Origin of the sequence: Mycobacterium sp. E1386 (assembly GCF_001672745.1) — a bacterium.
Classification (GTDB): domain Bacteria; phylum Actinomycetota; class Actinomycetes; order Mycobacteriales; family Mycobacteriaceae; genus Mycobacterium.
Genome location: NZ_LZKH01000210.1, coordinates 1 through 20,338, shown reverse-complemented (window position 1 = coordinate 20,338; position 20,338 = coordinate 1). Strand labels below are relative to the sequence as shown.

The 20,338-nt window shown below is 68.0% G+C and carries 16 protein-coding genes, 1 tRNA gene and 2 pseudogenes; 9 read left to right on the top strand and 10 right to left on the bottom strand.

What is annotated here, in order from left to right:
• Positions 1 to 4 precede the first annotated feature (4 nt).
• Genes A5709_RS28540 through A5709_RS21270 form a run of 6 tightly spaced genes read left to right on the top strand, consistent with a single transcriptional unit; the run spans position 5 to position 8,204 of the window.
• Positions 5 to 205 carry a potassium-transporting ATPase subunit F gene (locus A5709_RS28540; RefSeq protein WP_068122229.1) on the top strand — a complete coding sequence of 67 codons (201 nt, stop codon included), beginning with the start codon at positions 5 to 7 and terminating at the stop codon, positions 203 to 205.
• Positions 205 to 1,875: a potassium-transporting ATPase subunit KdpA gene (gene kdpA / locus A5709_RS21290; protein ID WP_068122227.1), complete on the top strand. Its 1,671-nt coding sequence runs from the start codon at positions 205 to 207 to the stop codon at positions 1,873 to 1,875. The genes A5709_RS28540 and kdpA overlap by 1 nt, the downstream gene beginning before the upstream one ends.
• Positions 1,875 to 4,025, top strand: coding sequence for a potassium-transporting ATPase subunit KdpB (gene kdpB, locus A5709_RS21285; RefSeq protein ID WP_068122223.1), 2,151 nt, complete (start codon positions 1,875 to 1,877; stop codon positions 4,023 to 4,025). The genes kdpA and kdpB overlap by 1 nt, the downstream gene beginning before the upstream one ends.
• Position 4,026: 1 nt before the next feature.
• The gene (locus A5709_RS21280; protein WP_068122220.1) at positions 4,027 to 4,947 is read left to right on the top strand and encodes a potassium-transporting ATPase subunit C; all 921 of its coding nucleotides are present in this window, start codon (positions 4,027 to 4,029) and stop codon (positions 4,945 to 4,947) included.
• A gap of 12 nt (positions 4,948 to 4,959) precedes the next feature.
• Positions 4,960 to 7,527 carry a sensor histidine kinase KdpD gene (locus tag A5709_RS21275; protein ID WP_068122217.1) on the top strand — a complete coding sequence of 856 codons (2,568 nt, stop codon included), beginning with the start codon at positions 4,960 to 4,962 and terminating at the stop codon, positions 7,525 to 7,527.
• Positions 7,524 to 8,204: a response regulator gene (locus tag A5709_RS21270; protein WP_067942843.1), complete on the top strand. Its 681-nt coding sequence runs from the start codon at positions 7,524 to 7,526 to the stop codon at positions 8,202 to 8,204. The genes A5709_RS21275 and A5709_RS21270 overlap by 4 nt, the downstream gene beginning before the upstream one ends.
• A 34-nt stretch (positions 8,205 to 8,238) precedes the next feature.
• Here the strand turns inward: A5709_RS21270 and A5709_RS28965 are convergent, their stop codons facing one another.
• The 9 genes and pseudogenes from A5709_RS28965 to mfd form a co-directional block, all read right to left on the bottom strand.
• Entirely contained in the window at positions 8,239 to 8,568 is a 330-nt protein-coding gene (locus A5709_RS28965; protein WP_082953278.1) for a hypothetical protein, read from the bottom strand.
• Positions 8,569 to 8,669: 101 nt separating this feature from the next.
• Positions 8,670 to 9,614, bottom strand: coding sequence for a Ppx/GppA phosphatase family protein (locus A5709_RS21265; RefSeq protein WP_068122214.1), 945 nt, complete (start codon positions 9,612 to 9,614; stop codon positions 8,670 to 8,672).
• A complete protein-coding gene (locus A5709_RS21260) occupies positions 9,608 to 10,096 on the bottom strand; it encodes a DUF501 domain-containing protein (protein ID WP_068122210.1) in 489 nt (162 codons plus the stop codon). Before A5709_RS21260 ends, A5709_RS21265 begins: the two co-directional genes overlap by 7 nt.
• Positions 10,089 to 10,778, bottom strand: a complete 690-nt coding sequence (locus A5709_RS21255; RefSeq protein ID WP_156673192.1) for a septum formation initiator family protein — start codon at positions 10,776 to 10,778, stop codon at positions 10,089 to 10,091. Before A5709_RS21255 ends, A5709_RS21260 begins: the two co-directional genes overlap by 8 nt.
• A gap of 1 nt (position 10,779) precedes the next feature.
• Positions 10,780 to 12,069 carry a phosphopyruvate hydratase gene (gene eno / locus A5709_RS21250; RefSeq protein ID WP_068122207.1) on the bottom strand — a complete coding sequence of 430 codons (1,290 nt, stop codon included), beginning with the start codon at positions 12,067 to 12,069 and terminating at the stop codon, positions 10,780 to 10,782.
• Positions 12,070 to 12,137: 68 nt separating this feature from the next.
• Positions 12,138 to 12,866 carry a lytic transglycosylase domain-containing protein gene (locus tag A5709_RS21245; protein ID WP_156673195.1) on the bottom strand — a complete coding sequence of 243 codons (729 nt, stop codon included), beginning with the start codon at positions 12,864 to 12,866 and terminating at the stop codon, positions 12,138 to 12,140.
• Positions 12,867 to 13,008: 142 nt separating this feature from the next.
• Entirely contained in the window at positions 13,009 to 13,995 is a 987-nt protein-coding gene (locus A5709_RS21240; RefSeq protein ID WP_068122204.1) for a nucleoside triphosphate pyrophosphohydrolase, read from the bottom strand.
• A 26-nt stretch (positions 13,996 to 14,021) separates the two neighbouring features.
• Positions 14,022 to 14,096 (bottom strand): annotated as a pseudogene (locus tag A5709_RS29295) (hypothetical protein); the annotation flags it as partial.
• A complete protein-coding gene (gene mfd / locus A5709_RS21235) occupies positions 14,093 to 17,755 on the bottom strand; it encodes a transcription-repair coupling factor (RefSeq protein WP_068122201.1) in 3,663 nt (1,220 codons plus the stop codon). The pseudogene A5709_RS29295 and the gene mfd, both read right to left, overlap by 4 nt.
• Positions 17,756 to 17,862: 107 nt before the next feature.
• On the opposite strand from mfd, the pseudogene A5709_RS21230 reads away from it, so the two are divergent.
• Positions 17,863 to 18,549 (top strand): annotated as a pseudogene (locus tag A5709_RS21230) (diaminopimelate decarboxylase); the annotation flags it as partial.
• Between the two features lie 69 nt (positions 18,550 to 18,618).
• On the opposite strand, the gene A5709_RS21225 reads toward A5709_RS21230, so the two are convergent.
• A complete protein-coding gene (locus tag A5709_RS21225) occupies positions 18,619 to 19,212 on the bottom strand; it encodes a TetR/AcrR family transcriptional regulator (protein WP_156673196.1) in 594 nt (197 codons plus the stop codon).
• Between the two features lie 168 nt (positions 19,213 to 19,380).
• Between A5709_RS21225 and A5709_RS21220 the strand changes: the two genes are divergently transcribed.
• Positions 19,381 to 19,452, top strand: a tRNA-Gln gene (locus A5709_RS21220).
• 131 nt (positions 19,453 to 19,583) lie between these two features.
• On the top strand, positions 19,584 to 20,338 hold a 755-nt coding region (locus tag A5709_RS21215; RefSeq protein WP_156768120.1), incomplete at its 3' end, for an NTP transferase domain-containing protein.

The following is a 20,338-nucleotide window of genomic DNA, read 5'->3' as shown; positions in this document are numbered from 1 at the left end:
TCGTATGCACGTGAGCGGGGCGGAACGGAGACAAGATGGGCGTGTTGGTGTACATCGTGCTCACGATGGCGATTTTCGCCGTACTGGGCGTGGTGCAGAAGTTGGTCGAGCGGCTGTGAGCTACGAAAACATCGTCGGTTTAGCCCTTTCCGTCCTTCTCGCGCTGTTTCTCGGCGCCGCTCTGCTCTTCCCGGAGCGCTTCTGATGGGCGAAACAACGGCAGGACTGGTTTTTCTCGCCGTCCTCGTCGGGGCGCTGGTCGCGGTGCATGTGCCCCTGGGCGACTACATGTTCCGGGTGTACACGTCGGCGAAGCACGGTTACGTCGAGCGGGTCATCTACCGCTTGACCGGGGTTGACGCGAGCTCGGAGCAAACGTGGGGTGCCTACGCGCGCAGTGTGCTGGCGTTCTCGTCGATCAGCATCCTGTTTTTATTCGTGCTCCAACTCGTGCAGGGCACATTGCCGCTGCATCTGCACGATCCGGCCACCAAGATGACCCCGGCGCTGGCGTGGAACACCGCCGTCAGCTTCGTCACCAACACCAACTGGCAGGCCTATTCCGGCGAAACGACACAGGGCCACCTCGTACAGATGGCCGGCCTCGCGGTGCAGAACTTCGTTTCCGCCGCCGTCGGCATGGCGGTGGCCATCGCGCTGGTGCGGGGATTCGCCCGCACGCGCACAGGCGAGCTGGGGAACTTCTGGGTCGACCTGGTGCGCGGCACGCTGCGCATTCTGCTGCCCATCGCGACCCTGGGCGCGCTCCTCCTGGTCGCGGGCGGCGCGATTCAAAACTTCCACTTGAACGACCAGGTGGTCACCGCACTCAACGGGGCGCAGCAGACGATCACCGGCGGCCCGGTGGCCAGCCAGGAAGCCATCAAGGAACTTGGCACCAATGGCGGCGGCTTCTACAACGCGAATTCCGCCCACCCGTTCGAGAACCCGACCACCTGGACCAACTGGCTGGAGATCTTCTTATTGCTGGTCATCAGCTTCTCGCTGCCCCGCACGTTCGGGCGCATGGTGGGCAGCAGGAAGCAGGGATATGCGATCGCATCGGTCATGGCTTCGCTGTGCGCGATCAGCATGACGTTCATGATGTGGTTCCAGCTGCGGCACCACGGCACGGTGCCGACCGCGGTCGGCTCGGCGATGGAGGGGGTCGAGCAACGCTTCGGCGTCGCCAACTCCGCGGTGTTCGCTGACTCGACGACGCTTACCTCCACCGGCGCGGTCGACTCCTTCCACGATTCCTACACCAGCCTCGGCGGCATGATGACCATGTTCAACATGCAGCTCGGCGAGGTCGCGCCCGGCGGCATCGGGTCCGGCCTCTACGGCATGCTGATCCTGGCGGTGATCACCGTGTTCGTCGCGGGCCTGATGGTCGGCCGCACCCCCGAGTATCTCGGCAAGAAGATCAATCCCCGCGAAATCAAGCTTGCGGCAAGCTATTTCCTGGTCACCCCGCTGATCGTGCTGACCGGAACCGCGATCGCGATGGCGCTACCCGGCGAACGTGCCGGCATGCTGAACTCCGGGCCGCACGGGCTGTCGGAAGTCCTGTACGCGTTCACCTCCGCGGCCAACAACAACGGGTCGGCTTTCGCCGGAATCAGCGTCAACACCACCTGGTACAACACCGCCCTCGGACTGGCCATGGTTTTCGGCAGGTTCCTGCCGATCGTGCTCGTGCTCGCGCTGGCCGGTTCGCTTGCCAGGCAAGGCCAAACCCCGGAATCGGCCGGGACGCTGCCCACCCACCGGCCACAATTCGTGGGAATGGTCGCCGGGGTGACCCTGATCCTCGTCGCCCTCACCTTCCTGCCCATGCTGGCGCTCGGACCTCTCGCTGAAGGAATTCACTGATGACCGCGACCACCGCCGAGCCGACTGAGCAGTCACCGCCCGCCAACTCCCCGAACACCAAACGGGTGCAGGGCGGTTTGCTCGATCCGAAGATGTTGTGGAAGTCGACGCCGGACGCCCTGCGCAAACTTGACCCCCGTACCTTATGGCGCAACCCGGTGATGTTCATCGTCGAGATCGGCGCCACCTGGAGCACCGCGCTGGCGATCATCAACCCGACCTGGTTCGCGTGGTTGATCGTGGGGTGGCTATGGCTCACGGTGTTTTTCGCCAACCTCGCGGAGGCGGTGGCCGAAGGCCGCGGCAAGGCCCAGGCCGAAACGCTGCGCCGCGCCAAGAGTCAGACGTTGGCGCGACGACTCAAGGATTACCGGCCGGGCGCACCGGCCGTCGAAGAAGAGGTCGCCGCGCCGCTGTTGCAGCAGGGCGACTTCGTGGTGGTCGAGGCGGGGCAGGTCATCCCGGGTGACGGTGACGTCGTCGAAGGCATTGCGTCCGTGGACGAATCGGCGATCACCGGCGAGTCCGCACCGGTAATCCGCGAGTCCGGTGGTGACCGCTCGGCCGTTACCGGCGGAACCACCGTGCTCAGCGACCGCATCGTCGTGCGGATCACCCAAAAGCCCGGGGAGAGCTTCATCGACCGGATGATCGCGCTCGTCGAGGGTGCCAACCGGCAGAAGACGCCCAACGAGATCGCGCTCAACATCCTGTTGGCCGCGTTGACGATCATCTTTGTTTTCGCCGTCGCCACGCTGCAGCCGTTGGCGATCTATTCGAAGATGAACAATCCCGGCGTCCCAGACACCCAGGCGCTCAACGCAAACGGTGTCACCGGGATTGTGATGGTGTCGTTGCTGGTCTGCTTGATCCCGACGACCATCGGCGCGCTGCTTTCTGCGATCGGCATCGCGGGCATGGATCGGCTGGTGCAACGCAACGTGCTCGCCATGTCCGGACGCGCGGTCGAGGCCGCCGGTGACGTCAACACGTTGCTACTCGACAAAACCGGGACTATCACGCTCGGCAATCGGCAGGCCGCCGCCTTCGTCCCCCTCGACGGCGTCACCGATCAACAACTGGCCGACGCCGCCCAGTTATCCAGCCTCGCCGACGAAACACCCGAGGGACGCTCGATCGTCGTGTATGCCAAACAGCACTTTGGGCTACGTGCGCGCACTCCCGGTGAACTCTCGCACGCCCGCTGGGTGACTTTCTCGGCGGCCACCCGGATGTCCGGCGTCGACGTCGACGGACACCAGCTGCGCAAGGGCGCGGCCAGCTCCGTCGCGGAATGGGTCCGCGGCCAAGGCGGCAAGGTTCCCCAGCAGCTCGGCGAGCTCGTCGACGGCATCTCGGCGGGCGGCGGCACTCCGCTGGTCGTCGGGGAGAGCCGCGATGGCGAGGCGGCGGTGCTGGGCGTCATCCACCTCAAGGACGTCGTCAAGCAAGGTATGCGCGATCGATTCGACGAGATGCGCAGGATGGGCATCCGGACGGTGATGATCACCGGCGACAATCCCTTGACCGCCAGGGCGATCGCCGATGAGGCCGGCGTCGACGACTTCCTCGCCGAGGCGACGCCCGAGGACAAACTCGAGCTGATCAAGCGGGAGCAGGAGGGCGGCAAGCTGGTCGCGATGACCGGCGACGGCACCAACGATGCGCCGGCGTTGGCTCAGGCCGACGTGGGCGTGGCGATGAACACCGGCACGTCGGCCGCCAAAGAGGCGGGCAACATGGTCGACCTCGACTCCGACCCCACCAAGCTCATCGAAATTGTCGAGATCGGCAAGCAGCTGCTGATCACCCGCGGCGCATTGACCACCTTCTCGATCGCCAACGACATCGCAAAGTATTTCGCGATCATCCCGGCCATGTTCGTCGCCCTCTTCCCCGGGCTGGACACGATCAACATCATGCGACTACACAGCCCCGAGTCGGCGATCCTGTCGGCGGTGATCTTCAACGCGCTCGTGATCGTGGCGCTGATCCCGCTGTCGCTGCGCGGCGTGCGCTACACACCGAGCAGCGCGTCAAAGCTGTTGAGCCGCAATCTATATATCTACGGCCTGGGCGGCATCGTCGCCCCGTTCGTCGGAATCAAGTTGATCGACCTGATCGTCCAATTCGTCCCGGGGATGTCCTGACATGAGCTTCTCGAATTTCGTCCGCATGCACTGGGCGGCCTTACGTACGCTGCTGGTGCTCACCGCGATCACCGGCATCGCCTACCCGCTGTTCGTCTGGCTGGTCGCGCAGATACCGGGGCTGCAGGACAAGGCCAACGGGTCGATCCTGACCGCCGAAGGGAAGCCGCTCGGCAGCCGGCTGATCGGTCAGCTGTTCACCGACAAGGCCGGTAACCCGCTGCCCCAATACTTTCAGAGCCGGCCCTCGGCGGCAGGCAACGGCTACGACCCGTTGTCGTCGGGCGCGAGCAATCTCGGGCCGGAAAGCATCGTCGACACACCCGCCGATCCCGCCCAATTGTCGGCCGGCAAGTCCGCGTCGGATGCCGGATTCAAGCCGAGCCTGCTGACGACGGTCTGTTCACGCAGCGCCGCAGTGGGCCGGCTCGAAGGGGTCGACGGTTCGCGGCCGTTCTGCACGGGCGGGGGCGTGGGTGCCGTCCTGTCGGTGATCGGACCCCGCGACGCCCGGGGGAACGTCGTCCATCCCACCCGGGTGGTCAGTGTCAACGAGCCGTGTCAGGCGGCGACGCCGTTCCTGGCGCTCTACGAGGGTGTGCGGGTCGAGTGCGCCAAGTACGGCGAGGACTACACGATCGGTCAGATCGTGCCCGTCCGCGGCGCCGCACCCGCTAACCCGGCCGTGCCCGCCGACGCCGTCACAGCCAGCGGCAGCGGCCTCGACCCCGACATCTCACCGGCCTACGCCGATCTCCAGGTCGCCAGGATCGCGAGGGCCCGCCATGTCAGCCCCGATCAGATACGTGCGGTGTTGGCGCAGCATCGAAGCGGCCGCACCCTCGGGTTTTTCGGTGAATCGTGCGTCAATGTGTTGCAACTCAACCTGGCACTCGATCACAAATATCCGGTCTCGAGCTAGGGCGATAGGGGGATGATGGTTGACGTGAGTGTCGTTGACCACCGTCCCAAGCGTGGCGAGCTGCGGATTTACCTCGGCTCAGCCCCGGGGGTGGGCAAGACGTACGCGATGCTGGGCGAGGCTCATCGCCGGCTCGAACGCGGAACCGACCTCGTGGCCGGCGTGATCGAGACGCACGGCAGGGCGAAAACGGCTGAGCTGCTTGAGGGCATCGAGTTCGTTCCGCCGCGCTACATCGAATATCGCGGCGGCACCTTCCCCGAGCTCGACGTTCCGGCCGTCCTCGCTCGCAAACCGCAAGTCGTTCTCGTCGACGAACTCGCGCACACCAATACCCCGGGCAGCAAGAACGCCAAGCGCTGGCAGGACGTCGAGGAATTGCTGGGCGCCGGGATCACGGTGATCTCCACCGTCAATGTCCAGCACTTGGAGAGCCTCAACGACGTCGTCGCCCAGATCACCGGTATCGAGCAGAAAGAGACGATCCCGGATTCCATCGTCCGGCAGGCCTCGCAGGTCGAACTGATCGACATCACGCCGGAGGCGTTGCGCCGCAGGCTTTCCCACGGAAACGTCTACGCCGCCGAGCGGATCGATGCGGCGCTGTCGAATTACTTCCGACGCGGAAACCTCACCGCCTTACGAGAATTGGCACTGCTCTGGCTGGCCGACCAGGTCGACACCGCGCTCGCCAAATACCGCGCCGAGAACAAGATCACCGATATGTGGGAGGCCCGCGAGCGGGTCGTGGTGGCGGTCACCGGCGGCCCGGAGTCGGAAACGTTGGTGCGTCGGGCTTCCCGGATCGCTTCGAAGTCCAGCGCCGAGTTGATGGTGGTGCATGTGATCCGCGGTGATGGGCTGGCCGGCCTGTCGGAGGCGCGGATGGCGAAGATTCGCGAGATGGCGAGCAGCCTGGACGCCTCGCTGCATACCGTGGTCGGTGACGACATCCCCACGGCATTACTCGATTTCGCCCGCGAGATGAACGCCACCCAGCTGGTGATCGGCACTTCGCGGCGATCGCGGTGGGGACGGATCTTCGAGGAAGGCATCGGCGCCAGGATCGTCGAGCAGTCGGGGAAGATCGACGTGCACCTGGTCACCCACGAGGAATCCAAACGCGGCTTTCGCGCCTCGTCACTGGCGCCCAGCGAGCGGCGGGTGGCGTCATGGCTGGCGGCCATCATCGTGCCGTCGGCCATCTGCGCGGTGATCGTCGCAGCGCTCGATCCGTATCTGGGCACTAGCGGCGACAGCGCACTGTTCTTCGTCGGAGTGCTGCTGGTGGGACTGCTGGGAGGCGTTGCGCCGGCTGTAGTCTCGGCCGTGCTGTCCAGCCTGCTGCTGAACTACTTCCTGACCGCCCCCCGGCATACCTTCACCATCGCCGAACCCGATGCCGCCGTCACCGAACTGGTGCTGCTGCTGGTAGCGGTCGCGGTCGCCGTTCTCGTCGACGGTGCAACCAAACGCACCCGGGAGGCCCGGCGCGCCTCACAGGAGGCTGAGCTGCTGATCCTGTTCGCGGGCTCGGTATTGCGCGGTGCCGATCTCGAGACACTGCTCGAGCGCGTGCGCGAGACTTACTCCCAACGGGCGGTCAGTATGCTGCGCGAACCCGGCGAGGAGGATCGTTCCGGCGGCAGAAAGGCCGAGGTCGTCGCCTGCGTGGGCAGGGATCCTTGTGCCGCCGTCGATTCCGCCGACACCGCGATCGAGGTCGGCGACGACGAGTTCTGGATGTTGTTGGCCGGCAAGAAGCTTTCCGCGCGCGATCGCCGGGTGCTGAGTGCGGTGGCCAAGCAGGCCGCGGGCCTGATCCGGCAGCGCGAGCTGGCCGAGGAAGCCAGCCGGGCCGAGGCGATCGTGCGCGCCGACGAGCTGCGCCGCTCGCTGTTGTCTGCGGTCAGCCACGACCTGCGCACGCCGCTGGCCGCGGCCAAGGTCGCGGTGTCCAGCTTGCGCGCCGAGGACGTCGCCTTTTCGCCCGCCGACACGGCGGAACTGCTGGCGACCATCGAGGAATCTATCGACCAGCTGACCGCGTTGGTCGGGAACCTTCTTGATTCGTCGCGCCTGGCGGCCGGCGTCGTACACCCCGACCTACGCAGGGTGTACCTGGAGGAAACGGTGCAACGGGCGCTGATCAGCATCGGCAAGGGCGCCACGGGTTTCTACCGATCCGCCATCGATCGGGTGAAGGTCGACGTGGGTGACGCCGTGGCCGTGGCCGACGCTGGGCTGCTGGAACGTGTTCTCGCCAACCTGATCGACAATGCGCTGCGCTACGCACCCGACTGTGTGGTTCGTGTCAACGCGGGACGCGTGGGCGATCGGGTCCTGATCAACGTCATCGACGAGGGCCCCGGAATTCCGCACGGGACCGAGGAGCAGATCTTCGAGGCGTTCCAGCGCCTCGGCGATCAGGACAACAGCACGGGGGTGGGTCTGGGCATGTCGGTTGCGCGGGGCTTCGTCGAAGCGATGGGCGGCACCATCGCGGCCGGTGACACCCCGGGCGGCGGGCTGACCGTGACGGTGGAATTGGCTGCCCCGGAAGCGATAGGTGAGCGATGACTCGGGTGTTGGTGATAGACGACGAGCCGCAGATCCTGCGGGCGCTGCGCATCAACCTGTCGGTGCGGGGATACGAGGTGATCACCGCGTCGAGCGGTGCCGGCGCGCTGCGGGCCGCCGCCGAGCACAAGCCGGACGTGGTGATCCTCGACCTGGGCCTGCCCGACGTCACCGGTATCGAGGTGCTGGCCGGGCTGCGGGGTTGGCTCACTGCGCCGGTGATCGTGCTGTCGGCGCGCACCGACTCGTCGGACAAGGTGGAGGCCCTCGACGCCGGGGCCGACGACTACGTCACGAAACCCTTTGGAATGGACGAGTTTTTGGCCCGGCTGCGGGCGGCCGTCCGGCGCAATGCCGCGGCCTCCGAGCTGGAGCAGCCGGTGGTCGAGACGGAGGCGTTCACCGTCGATCTGGCAGCCAAGAAGGTCACCAAGAACGGCGGGGAGGTCCATCTCACCCCGACCGAATGGGGAATGCTCGAAGTGCTGGTACGCAATCGCGGCAAGCTGGTCGGCCGTGAAGAGCTTCTCAAAGAGGTGTGGGGCCCGGCATACGCCACCGAAACGCATTACCTGCGTGTCTATTTAGCGCAGTTGCGACGCAAACTCGAGGACGACCCATCGCACCCCAAGCACCTGTTGACCGAGTCGGGCATGGGTTATCGCTTCGAGGCGTGAGCTCCCACGCCGCGGTGGGCGGCGGTCACATCTGTCACGTGCGCCTCCATGCCGGAGCATTCGACAAATTGCCCGCCTCATAGCGACAACGCGCCGCCTCACGCAGAGCCAGCACGCGCTGATGGATTCGGTATTCGGTAGAGCGCGGGATCACCCTCGACGCGTACCGGCCGCGGCCGACGCGACGCACCCTGTCTCGGCCGATCTCCCAACGCAAGGCGTCCGAAATGACCTTCGAGGCCCTACCGGGAACGTGAAAACCATGCCGGGTGAGAGCCTCGATCATTTCGCCGATGGTTGCTGGCCCATTGTGCGCGAGGTATGTCGTGAGCACGTAACGCAGTTCGATTCCCTGAAGATTCATCGCCGCACCATCGCATACCGGTCTGACATCCCGAGTTTGTCGCTATGAGGCGGGCAAATCGTCGAATGTCCCGGCGCGATGACGCAAGTGACTGCTGTGACCTACTGCGCAATCGACAGCACGATGCCGTCCAGGATGTCACGCTCGCTGACGGTCAGCTCGTCGATGCCGGCACGGGTGCGCAGCTCGCGCGCCAGCTCCTCCACGACGATCGCGCCCCCGCCGATCACGTCGGCACGCCCTTCGTGCATCGGCGGGAGCGCCGCACGCTCGGATCGGGACATCGCGATCAACCGCTCGCACACCGCCAGCAGATCGCCGCCGGGGACGCGCGAAAGATGAATGGCCGCAGAGTCATACGCCGTCATGTTGTGGGCCAGCGCGGACAGCGTCGTCATCGTGCCGGCCAGCCCCACCCACGTCCGCGCCCCTTCCACCGGCACGACGCCCAGCGCGACGTCAAGACCCTCGCGCACCACCGCGCGGGCCGCCTCCACCTCGTCGGGCGTCGGCGGGTCCGAGTGCAGGCAGCGTTCGGTCAGCCGGACACAACCGATGTCGGCCGAGTAACTCGCCACCACCTTGTCGCCGCCTACGACGATCTCGGTAGAACCGCCGCCCAGGTCCACGACGACGAAAGGCCCTGCCGCAGGATCTAATTCGCCGACGGCTCCACGGAAGGAAAGGGCGGCCTCCTCGGCGCCGGTGATCACCTCCGCCACCGCGCCGGGCACCACGGCACCCAACACGTCGGCCGACATCGCAAAGAAGACATCACGATTGGCGACGTCGCGAGCCGCCGACGTGGCCACCATCCGCACCCGCTCGACGCCATGGCGCTCGAGCAGCGACGCGTAATCGGTCAAAGCGTCCCGGGTCCGGGCGATCGCTTCCGGCGCGAACTGGCCCGTCGCGTCGACGCCCTGTCCCAGCCGCACGATCCGGGTCTCCCGATGCACGTCGCGCAGCCGGCCGTCGGCCACATCGGCGATCAACAACCGAATCGAGTTGGTGCCGCAGTCGATTCCGGCGAGCCTGCTCACCATTGGCCCGCCACCAAAACGCCCGCCATGGCGGGTTCGGGGGCCAGGATCGCCAGCGCCTCATCACCGAGCGGATTGCAGCCGGGTCCCTTGGCCAGCGAGTGCGCGATCAGCACATGCAGGCACTTGACCCGGTCCGGCATTCCGCCACCGGAAAACGTTGTCCCCAGCGGCTCGATCGCGTCTCGTTCGGCCAGATATGACTCATGCGCTCGCCGGTACGCGGCCGCCAATTCCGGGTCATGCCGCAGCCGCTCGGTCATCTCACGCATCAAGCCCGTCGTTTCCAGCCTGCTCGCGGCCGCGGTCAACACCGGATGTGTCAGGTAGTAGAGCGTCGGAAACGGTGTCCCGTCAGGAAGTTTCGGTGCGGTCTTCACCACGCCGGGCTCGCCGTTGGGGCAGCGGTAGGCAATCTCGAGGACGCCGCGCGGCTCACGCCCGAGCTGACGCGCCACGGCCTCCAGGTCGTCACGATCAACCACCGGGCGCCGTGGGGTTCGGCGGGCCCGGCGGAACGGGACCGGCTGGGCCCGGTTCCGACGGGGCGGGCGGGACTTCGGCCGGGGGAACATTCGCCGGCGGCAGGTGCGGCGCGTCGGCGATGGTGTGCCAGAGCGACGTGTACCAGGGATCGCCGTTGGCCGGTTTCGCCGCCTGGCTTCCCGGCTCGGAAGGTGTCGCCGCGGTCGGCGGAAGCTGGACCTGGAACGGGATGTCGCCCGGCTTCACGAACCCGAGCCGCTCGCGGGCCTGCGCGGCGATGTAGGCCGGATCACCGAGTTTCGCCTTCTTCTGCTCGAGTTCGGCGATCTGAGCGCGCAACGCGGCTTCGCTTGCCATCAACTGATTCATCTCCGTGCGCTGCGCGAAGTAGGTCCGCACCGGGCCGGCGATGGTGAGCGTCAGCACGCAGACGACCGCGGCGAGCACCGCCGCCCGCCGCGCGGTGAAACCCAGCCGCTGCTCGGAGCGCTGTTCGACCGATTCGACCGCCTGGCGCTTGATGGGCTCGACGACATGCTCGGCCGACCGTGCGCTGGGCTGCTTCCCGGTTCGGGACGGCTTGGAAGAGGGCTTGGCCGTGCGGCGGCGCCGAACCGAATCCCCGGCCTTCCCCGGACGCGATGCCGGGGAGCGCCGTTTCGGATCCGGCTTGGCGGACAAGCTATTTGGCCTCCGGCGCATACCGCGGGAACGCCAGATCGCCGGCGTAGCGGGCGGCGTCGCCCAGCGCTTCCTCGATCCGCAGCAGCTGGTTGTACTTGGCGACGCGCTCACTGCGGGCGGGTGCGCCGGTCTTGATCTGCCCGCTGCCGACGGCCACCGCCAGATCGGCGATCGTGGTGTCTTCTGTTTCGCCGCTGCGATGGCTCATCATCGTGCGGTACCCGCTGTGATGCGCCAGCGCGACCGCGTCGAGGGTCTCGGTCAGCGTGCCGATCTGGTTGACCTTGACCAGCAACGCGTTTGCCACGCCCTTTTCGATACCCTCTTCCAGGCGCTCGGGATTGGTGACGAAGATGTCGTCGCCAACGATCTGGACGCGGTCGCCGATCGCCGCCGTCAGCGCCGCCCAACCTTCCCAATCGTCTTCGGAGAGCGGGTCTTCGATCGAGATCAGCGGGTAGGAGCCGAGCAGGTCGGCATAGAACTCCGTCATGTGGTCGGTGCTGCGGGTGCTGCCCTCGAAGATGTATCCGGTGCCCGCGTTATAGAACTCGGTGGCCGCCGCGTCGATGGCCAGCGCCACATCGGTACCGAGCTTCAGACCCGCCGAGTCGATGCCCTGGCAGATTAGGTCCAGGGCCGCTTTGGTGTGGGCCACGTCCGGGGCGAACCCGCCCTCGTCACCCAGGGCCGTGCTCAACCCCTGCTTCTGCAGCACCGATTTGAGTGAGTGGTACACCTCGGCGCCCCAGCGCAGCGCCTCACTGAAACTGGGGGCGCCGATCGGCGCCACCATGAACTCCTGGATGTCGACAGCGGTGTGGGCGTGCGCACCGCCGTTGACGATGTTCATCATCGGCACCGGCAGGATGTGGGCGTTGGGTCCGCCGACATAGCGGAACAGCGGCAGCTCAGCCGAGTCGGCGGCCGCTTTGGCGACGGCCAGCGACACGCCCAGTATTGCGTTGGCGCCCAGCCGGGACTTGTCCGGGGTGCCGTCCAGGTCGACCAGCGCCTGGTCCACCAGTCGCTGGTCGTCGGCGTTGAGCCCGATCACCGCAGGGCCGATCTCGTCGAGGACGGCTTGCACGGCCTTTCGCACGCCCTTGCCGCCGTAACGCTCACCGCCGTCACGCAACTCGTGGGCCTCGTGCTCACCGGTCGACGCGCCGGACGGCACCGCCGCGCGGGCGAAGGTCCCGTCGATCAGGGCAATCTCGACCTCGACCGTCGGGTTGCCGCGGGAATCGAGGATCTCGCGGGCCCCGACCTGCTCGATAATCGGCACTGAGTTTCTCCTTGCGTCGTAGCTGGTGCCGGCCTCGCCGCCGTTAGCGTAGAGCCTGGTACATCCTGCTACAGCGGGTGACCGGCCGCATAAGCGGTCGCCCAGTCGCGCACCGCGCGCGCGTAGACGCCGGAATTGTTGTAGGCCCGCAGCGCGGTTATCCAGCCGCGCGGCGTCGCTAAATCCTTTCCCCGCCAACACAGGTAACCCGCGGCCGCGAGCGCGGCGTCGTCGATGTTGTCGGGGCTTAGGCGGCCGTCGTTGTGGGCGTCGACGCCGTACAACCGCCAGGTCTCGGGGATGAACTGCATCGGCCCCATGGCCCGCACCACCCCGTCGTCGTCCGTCACCGGTTCCTCGCTGTCGACGATGCGCAGAGTGCCGCCGCTGCCGTCCAGGCGGACACCGCGAATGGGCGGGCTCACGTCACCGTTGGGCGCCAGCCGCGCGCCGCGATAGGTGCCGTGGTGGCTCTCGACCTGCCCGATGCCCGCCAGTGTGGTCCACGCGATATGGCACTTCGGGTTCTCGACCTCGGCGACCCGGGCGGCGTACGCGTAGGCCTCCAGCGCGATTACCGGGATCTCCAGGGTCGTGGAGCGCTGTTCGGCCCAGGCCCGAAGCTGGTCCGCGGGCCGACCGCTGGCGTGCGTGTCCACCGGCGGCACCGGAGCGCCGGCAGGCGGCGGGACGCCCTCCGGGATGAACAGGCTGAGCTGCCACGTGCAACTGGAGGCCAGCAGCATCGCGGTCGCGCCTATCACGGCGGCCGCGCGCAACCAACGCCTCGGCGACACCATGCTGGTTAAAGCTCCCTCGATTCCCCTGCACCAACTTCCGCACAACCATCGTCCCATGGGTTGCGGTGCTGCCCGGGCGTATCGGGGCTCGAGCGCGGGATTTCGGCCAATTATCGGTTAGCTGACGCAGCTTTGGCGGTCAGGCGTCATCGGCAACCGCACCCCCAGCAGGCTCGTCGACCACCTCGTCCGACGGCCAGTGCTCACGCCACTCCTCTTCGGTGACCTCGCCGAGCGGGGCGACGTCGAATTCCTCCGGAACATCCGCGCCGCGGCGCGTCGCGGCGATCGCCCGCTCGACCGCCCGGACCGTGTCCACGAACTCCAGAACCGCCGTGCGCAGCGCGCTTTCCGCGTCACCGTCGGCCGACACCGCGATGGAGGTGATCTCGGCGGGAATGAGATCGGCGGGCAGGCCGGCCTTCTCGGCACGCTGAATCACCTTCTGAGCCAACGCCAACGCCGGCTGCCCGGTATGCACCTCGTCCATCACGTATTTTCGCGGCTTTTCGGCCGCCTTGCGCTCTTCCCATTGGGCCAATTGCTCTTCGAGTGAAATGGTCTGACCCGCAAGCACACCCGGAACCCGATTGCCCAACTTTCGCATCAGCGTGACGGCGACGTCATCGATGGTGAAGGGGAATTGCGGGGCGTCCTCCGCGATGCGCGCGTGAAAGAGCACCTGCAGCAACACGTCGCCGAGTTCTTCGCGCAGCTGGTCGGCGCTGCCGCTGCGGACCGCGTCCAGCAGTTCGTAGGTCTCCTCCAGCAGGAACTTGCGCAGCGAGTCGTGGGTTTGCTCACTCTCCCACGGCCCGGCGGTGCGCAGCTTGTCCATCATGGCCACCACGTCGACCAGTCGTTCGCCGCGCGGCGTCTCCGGCGCGGAAATCAGCCGGGCGCCGGCCGCCAGCCGGGCGGTGACGGCGGGATGCTCGGGATCCGAGGACAGCAGCACCGGCGCCGGATCGTCGGGGTCCCCGGCGTGCACCGGACGCGCAGCGGGCAGCGACCACGGCACCGCGACGGGCATCTCCTCGGTGTACTGCACTTCACCGCTGAGGTGTTCGATGGCCTCGACCGGCACCAGCGACGGGCGGCGCGGGTCGAACAAGACGACGATCATGAGCGTCGCTCTCCCCCGCGAGCGGGTGGTGCCCCCACCCCATCGCTTCGTCCCCCGCAAGCGGGTGGTACCCCCACTGCATCGTCGCCGCCGCGGATCATCGCGCCTGTCGCTCCTCACTGGCCATCGCTGCAGGTGAACTCGTTATACCAATATCGGTCTGGGGTTTACCTTGCAGCGCCGTCACCAGGTCGGCCACCATCTGCACCAGCTCGACGTCGCGGATGCGCGCCGCACCGACACCCCCGGCCCGCGGGATGGGCACCTGCACCGTGGAGGTCGTGGCCCGGTAGTTCGCGGCGGGATACATCCGCTTCAGGCGCACCTGGGCCGAATCGGGCAGTGTTATCGGCGACAGCCGCACGGTCGCCGCGGACGGGGCCGACACCTCGGTGATGCCGGCGGCCCGGCACAGCAGCCGCAACCGCGCGACCGCCACCAGGCGCAGGGCCGGCTCGGGCAACGCACCGTAGCGGTCGACGAGTTCCTCGATCACGGCCGCGATCTCGTTGTCCGAGCCCGCCGCGGCCAGCCGCCGATAGGCCTCCAGCCGTAGCCGGTCGCTGGCGATGTAGTCCGGCGGCAGGTGGGCGTCCACCGGCAGGTCGATCCGCACGTCCTTGGGCTCCTCGGCGGTGGTGACGGTCTGGCCGTCGGCCGCCGCCCGGTAGGCCTCCACGGCCTCGCCCACCAGTCGCACGTACAGGTCGAATCCGACCCCGGCGACGTGCCCGGACTGCTCGACGCCCAGCACGTTGCCGGCGCCACGGATTTCGAGGTCTTTCAGCGCGACCGCCATGCCCGCGCCCAGCTCGTTGTTCTGCGCGATGGTCGCCAACCGGTCGTAGGCCGTCTCGGTCAGCGGGGCGTGCGGCGGATACAGGAAGTAGGCGTAACCCCGCTCGCGGCTGCGCCCCACCCGGCCACGCAGCTGATGCAGCTGCGAAAGCCCGAAGGTGTCGGCGCGCTCGACGATCAGCGTGTTGGCGTTGGAGATGTCCAGCCCGGTCTCCACGATCGTCGTGCACACCAGGATGTCGTACTCGCGGTTCCAGAACCCCTGCACGGTGCGTTCCAGCCGCTCCTCGGGCATCTGCCCGTGCGCGACGACCACCCGCGCCTCCGGCACCAGCTCGCGGATCCGGGCCGCCGTCCGGTCGATGGAGCTCACCCGGTTGTGCACGTAGAAGACCTGCCCGTCGCGCAGCAGTTCGCGCCGCAAGGCGGCGGCCACCTGCTTGTCGTCGTGCGGCCCGACATAGGTCAGCACCGGATAGCGCTCTTCGGGCGGGGTCAGGATCGTCGACATCTCGCGGATCCCGGCCAGGCTCATCTCCAGCGTGCGCGGAATCGGCGTGGCGCTCATGGTCAGCACGTCGACGTGCGTCCGCAGCGACTTGATGTGCTCCTTGTGCTCGACGCCGAACCGCTGCTCCTCGTCGACGACGACCAGGCCCAGGTCCTTCCAGCGCACCCCGGTCTGCAACAGCCGGTGCGTGCCGATCACCACGTCCACCGACCCGTCGGCCAGGCCCTCGATCACGGCGCGGGACTCGGCGTTGTCGGTGAACCGGGAGAGCCCCTTGACGGTCACCGGGAACCCGGCCATGCGGTCGGTGAACGTCTGCAGGTGCTGGTCGGCCAGCAGCGTGGTGGGTACCAGCACGGCGACCTGCTTGCCGTCCTGGACGGCCTTGAACGCCGCCCGCACCGCGATCTCGGTCTTGCCGTAGCCGACGTCGCCGCAGATCACCCGGTCCATCGGGATCGGCTTCTCCATGTCCGCCTTGACCTCGGTGATCGCGGTGAGCTGGTCGACGGTCTCGGTGAAGCCGAACGCGTCCTCCATCTCGGCCTGCCACGGGGTGTCGGGCGCGAACGCGTGCCCGGCGCTGGCCTGCCGTTTCGCATACAGCGCGACCAGCTCGCCGGCGATTTCGCGCACGGCGCGGCGGGCCTTGGTCTTGGTGTTGGCCCAGTCGCTGCCGCCCAGCTTGCTCAGCGCGGGCGCCTGCCCGCCGACGTACCGGGAAAGCTGGTCCAGCGAGTCCATCGGGACGTAGAGCTTGTCGGACCCGCCGCCGCGCTTGCTGGACGCGTACTCCAGCACCAGGTACTCGCGCCGCGCGCCGCCGACCGTGCGCTCGGTCATCTCGACGAACCGGCCGATGCCGTGCTGGTCGTGCACCACCAGGTCGCCTGCCGTCAGCGCCAACGGATCGACGGTGTTGCGCCGCTTGGCCGCCAGCCGCTTGCCCTCGACGGCGGTGGCCCGGCTGCCGGTCAGGTCGGTCTCGGTGATGACGACCAGGTTGGCGCCGGGGATGACGACACCGTCGTGCAGCGGGCCCTTGAGGACGCTGACGATCCCCGGCTTGAGCGTGGTGTCGGCCGCGCCCGGTTCCAGCATCGCGGCGGGGGTGTCGGAGTCGGCCAACCGCTCGACGACCCGGTGGGCGGTGCCCGCGCCGGGGGCGACGACCGCGGCGTAGCCACCGGTCGAGACGTGCGCGCGCAACATCGCGAAGATCCCATCGATGTCGTGCTGATGCCCGCGGGCCGACGGCGCCGCGCGCACGTCGAGCTCCACGGCCGACTCGTCGGACAACTGGCTCAACGTCCACCAGGGATGACCGGACTTCGCCGCCGCGGCGCGCACGTCGTCCAGTTCGGCGAACCCCGACCCGCCGAACTGCTCAACGTCGACGGGCGCGTCGGTGCCCAGCGCCGCGACGGACCACGACGCCTCGAGGAACTCGCTGCCGGTCTTGATCAGGTCGGCGGCCCGGGTGCGTACTTTTTCGGGGTCACACAGCAGCACCGGCGTGCCCTCGGCCAGTTGGTCGGTCAGCAGCACGTGTTCGCCGGGCCGTAGGACGGGCAGCAGCGCCTCCATGCCGTCGACCGCGATGCCCTCGCCCAGCTTGGCCAGCATGTCGGTAACGCTGCCGGTGATGGCGGGCTGGGTCCCGGAGTGCCGGGCGGCCAGCGCGGCGGCCCGCTCCCGCACGTCGTCGGTCAGGAGCAGCTCGCGGCAGGCCACCGCAATCACGGTTTCGACCTCGATCTCGGGTATCGAGCGCTGGTCGGCGACGGCGAACATCCGCATCTCGCTGACCTCGTCCCCCCAGAACTCGACGCGCACCGGGTGCTCGGCGGTGGGCGGGAAGACGTCGAGAATCCCGCCGCGCACGGCGAATTCGCCGCGCCGGCCGACCATGTCGACCCGGGTGTAGGCCAGCTCGACCAGCCGGGCGACCACCTCCTCGAAGGCGATCTCCTGGCCGACGGTGAACGTGACCGGCTCGACGAGGCCCAGCTGCGGCGTCATCGGCTGCAGCAGCGAGCGCACCGCGGTCACCACGACGCGCAGCGGTGGACCCAACCGCGCGTCGTCGGGGTGAGCCAGCCTTCGCAGCACCGTCAGCCGGGCGCCGACGGTGTCGACCCCCGGAGAGAGCCGCTCGTGCGGCAGGGTCTCCCAGGACGGGAAGGCCGCCACGGCGTCGCCGAAGACGCCGCGCAGTTCGGCGGTCAGGTCGTCGGCTTCACGCCCGGTCGCGGTGACTACAAGCAGAGGACCCAACCGCTCCAGCGCGCTGGCGACGAAGAGCCGTGCGCTGGCTGGACCCACCAGGTGAAGCTCGGCCGGTCGCTCGGCCGCGCTTTCGATCAGTTGCTGGAAGGTCGGCGCGGTGAGCGCCAATTCAACGAGCCCCGCGATCGGGGGTTCTGGGCTAGCAGGCCCCGGTGCGGTCATGATGAATCCATTCTAGGGGCGCCAGAATTCGTCAATTTCGAGCCCGGCGCCGTCAAGGGATCGTTAGGAAAGCCGTCTGCGGCCCCGCGCGGGCGCACGTTGGATTCATGACTTTGCTGGACCTCCTGCCGTCCCTGGGCCACCCGGCGCCGCTGCTACGCGCCGGTGCCAGACTGCACGCCCCGGGCGGTGTCGCCGACGAGTCCGATTTCCGGGATCGCGCCCGCCGTTGGCGCAAAACGTTGCGGGGTGCACGCGTCGTCTACTTCGGAAGGTCGCCGCTGACCACCGAAGTCGCGCGCAGGGCGAGCGAAGAGGGCCTCGGCATCGGCGTCCGCTCGGCCGGCGAGTTGGCGGTCGCCCTCGCCGCGGGGGCGGACCCGGCGCGCATCGTCGCGCACCCGGGATCGCCCGACATGTTGCGCGACGCGGTGGGCGTCGGTGTCGGGCGCATCGTGCTGGACTCGCCCGTCGCGGCTCCCCACGTCGCCGGCCAGCGACGGCGGGGCCCGGCGCGGCCCACCTTCGACCTCGTGGGCCTGCACTGCCGACTGGATTCTGGGGCACCCGGGACCAGCTACGGCGAGGCGATCCGCCGGACGATCGCCGCCATGGCGGACGTCCGCGCCCGGCACGGCCTCATCCTGACGGAAGTGCACGTAGGCGGTGACCAGGCCCGCCCGTACGTTGCCGGCGATTGGAAACTCGGTCTCGACGAGCTGGCCGCCGTCATCGAGGAGGCGCTCGACGAAGCTTGCGCCGCGGAGCGGTTTCCCCGGCCGGTCGTCGCGGTAGGTGTGACGCTGACCGAGTGAACCTGCTGGACGGGAACCGCCCCGAACGTCACGCCGCCGGACGAGTCTCTAGCCGTCCTGCAGCCGGGGGTCGGCTTCCAGGTGGGTCAGCCCGTTCCACATCAGGTTGACCAGGTGCGCCGCGACCACTTCTTTCTTGGGCTCGCGCGTATCGAGCCACCACTGCGCCGTCATCGACACCGAGCCCACCAGCGCCTGCGCGTACAGCGGCGCCAGCTCGGGGTCGAGGCCGCGGCGGGCGAAGTCGCCGGCCAGGATGGAGCTGACCTGGTTGACGGCGTCGTTGAGCAGGCTGGAGTAGGTGCCCGAGCTGATGGCGGCCGGTGAGTCGCGAATCATGATGCGGAAGCCGTCGGTGCGCTCTTCGACGTACGTGAGCAGCGCCAGCGCGACCCGCTCGACCCGCACCCGCGAACGGTTGTTGGTCAACGACGAGGTGATCCCGTCCAGCAGCGCCGACATCTCGCGGTCGACGACCACGGCGTAGAGCCCCTCCTTGCCGCCGAAATGTTCGTAGACGACCGGCTTGGACACGTTGGCGCGTAGCGCGATCTCCTCGATGGAGGTGCCCTCGTAACCGCGCTCGGCGAATAGCGAGCGTGCGATGCCGATGAGTTGTTGCCGGCGCTCGGTACCGGTCATCCGGGCGCGCGGCGCGCGCGCCTCTTTGTCCGGCTCCTTATCGAGAACAGCCACGTCAATCAGCGTATAGGGTCGCCCGCACCGAACCGCGCCTCTTTCCCTCGGCGCCGCGATCCGCCCGCACACCGTCTAAAGTCTGTTGGTGGCGCTGGCCCATGGGGCTTGCAATCCGTCGTGGTGTAATCGGCAGCACCTCTGATTTTGGTTCAGATAGTTCAGGTTCGAGTCCTGGCGACGGAGCTTGGGCCCCCGCGGTCGGCGAGGCGACATGAGATCGCCCAGGGCGCGGTCTTTGCGTCAACATCAGGTGAAGTGCCACGCTTGACGGCGGGTCGTCGTGCCAACGCGCACGCCGGGGTTGAGGAGAGTTGATGGCGTCTCGTGGTGATACCGCGGTCCTGGTGCTCGCGGCCGGGCCCGGCACCCGGATGCGGTCGGACACCCCCAAGGTGCTGCACACGATCGGCGGTCGCAGCATGCTGTCCCACCTGCTGCACGCGATCACCAAGGTCGCGCCGCAACACCTGGTCGTGGTCCTGGGCCACGACCACCAGCGCATCTCCCCGCTGGTCGCCGGGTGGGCGGACGACCTGGGGCGCGGCATCGAGGTCGCCCTGCAGGACCGCCCGCTGGGTACCGGCCACGCGGTGCTGTGCGGCCTGTCGGCGCTGCCCGACGACTACGCCGGCGTGGTCGTCGTGACCTCCGGTGATACGCCGCTGCTGGACTCCGACACCGTGGCCGACCTGATCGCGACCCACAACGCGGGATCGGCCGCCGCGACCGTGCTCACGACGACGCTCGCCGATCCCACCGGGTACGGCCGCATCCTGCGCACCCAGGACAACGAGGTCACCGCGATCGTGGAACACGCCGACGCGACACCCTTCCAGCGTGAAATCCGCGAGGTCAACACCGGCGTCTACGCCTTCGACGTCGCGGCGCTGCGCTCCGCGCTGAGCCGGCTGAGCTCCAACAACGCCCAACAGGAGCTTTACCTGACCGACGTCATTTCGATCCTGCGCGGCGACGGGCAGGCCGTCCACGCCCAGCGCGTCGACGACAGCGCCCTGGTCGCCGGCGTCAACAACCGCGTCCAGCTCGCGGAGCTGGGCGCCGAACTCAA

What these genes read in the sequence shown, in the direction of transcription:
- A5709_RS21270 (WP_067942843.1), top strand. Translation starts at nt 7,524, where the DNA reads ATGACTCGGGTGTTGGTGATAGACGACGAGCCGCAGATCCTGCGGGCG.
- kdpA (WP_068122227.1), top strand. Translation starts at nt 205, where the DNA reads ATGGGCGAAACAACGGCAGGACTGGTTTTTCTCGCCGTCCTCGTCGGG.
- A5709_RS21275 (WP_068122217.1), top strand. Translation starts at nt 4,960, where the DNA reads ATGATGGTTGACGTGAGTGTCGTTGACCACCGTCCCAAGCGTGGCGAG.
- A5709_RS28540 (WP_068122229.1), top strand. Translation starts at nt 5, where the DNA reads ATGCACGTGAGCGGGGCGGAACGGAGACAAGATGGGCGTGTTGGTGTA.
- A5709_RS21225 (WP_156673196.1), bottom strand. Translation starts at nt 19,212, where the DNA reads ATGACCGGTACCGAGCGCCGGCAACAACTCATCGGCATCGCACGCTCG.
- A5709_RS28965 (WP_082953278.1), bottom strand. Translation starts at nt 8,568, where the DNA reads ATGAATCTTCAGGGAATCGAACTGCGTTACGTGCTCACGACATACCTC.
- mfd (WP_068122201.1), bottom strand. Translation starts at nt 17,755, where the DNA reads ATGACCGCACCGGGGCCTGCTAGCCCAGAACCCCCGATCGCGGGGCTC.
- A5709_RS21265 (WP_068122214.1), bottom strand. Translation starts at nt 9,614, where the DNA reads ATGGTGAGCAGGCTCGCCGGAATCGACTGCGGCACCAACTCGATTCGG.
- kdpB (WP_068122223.1), top strand. Translation starts at nt 1,875, where the DNA reads ATGACCGCGACCACCGCCGAGCCGACTGAGCAGTCACCGCCCGCCAAC.
- A5709_RS21280 (WP_068122220.1), top strand. Translation starts at nt 4,027, where the DNA reads ATGAGCTTCTCGAATTTCGTCCGCATGCACTGGGCGGCCTTACGTACG.
- A5709_RS21240 (WP_068122204.1), bottom strand. Translation starts at nt 13,995, where the DNA reads ATGATCGTCGTCTTGTTCGACCCGCGCCGCCCGTCGCTGGTGCCGGTC.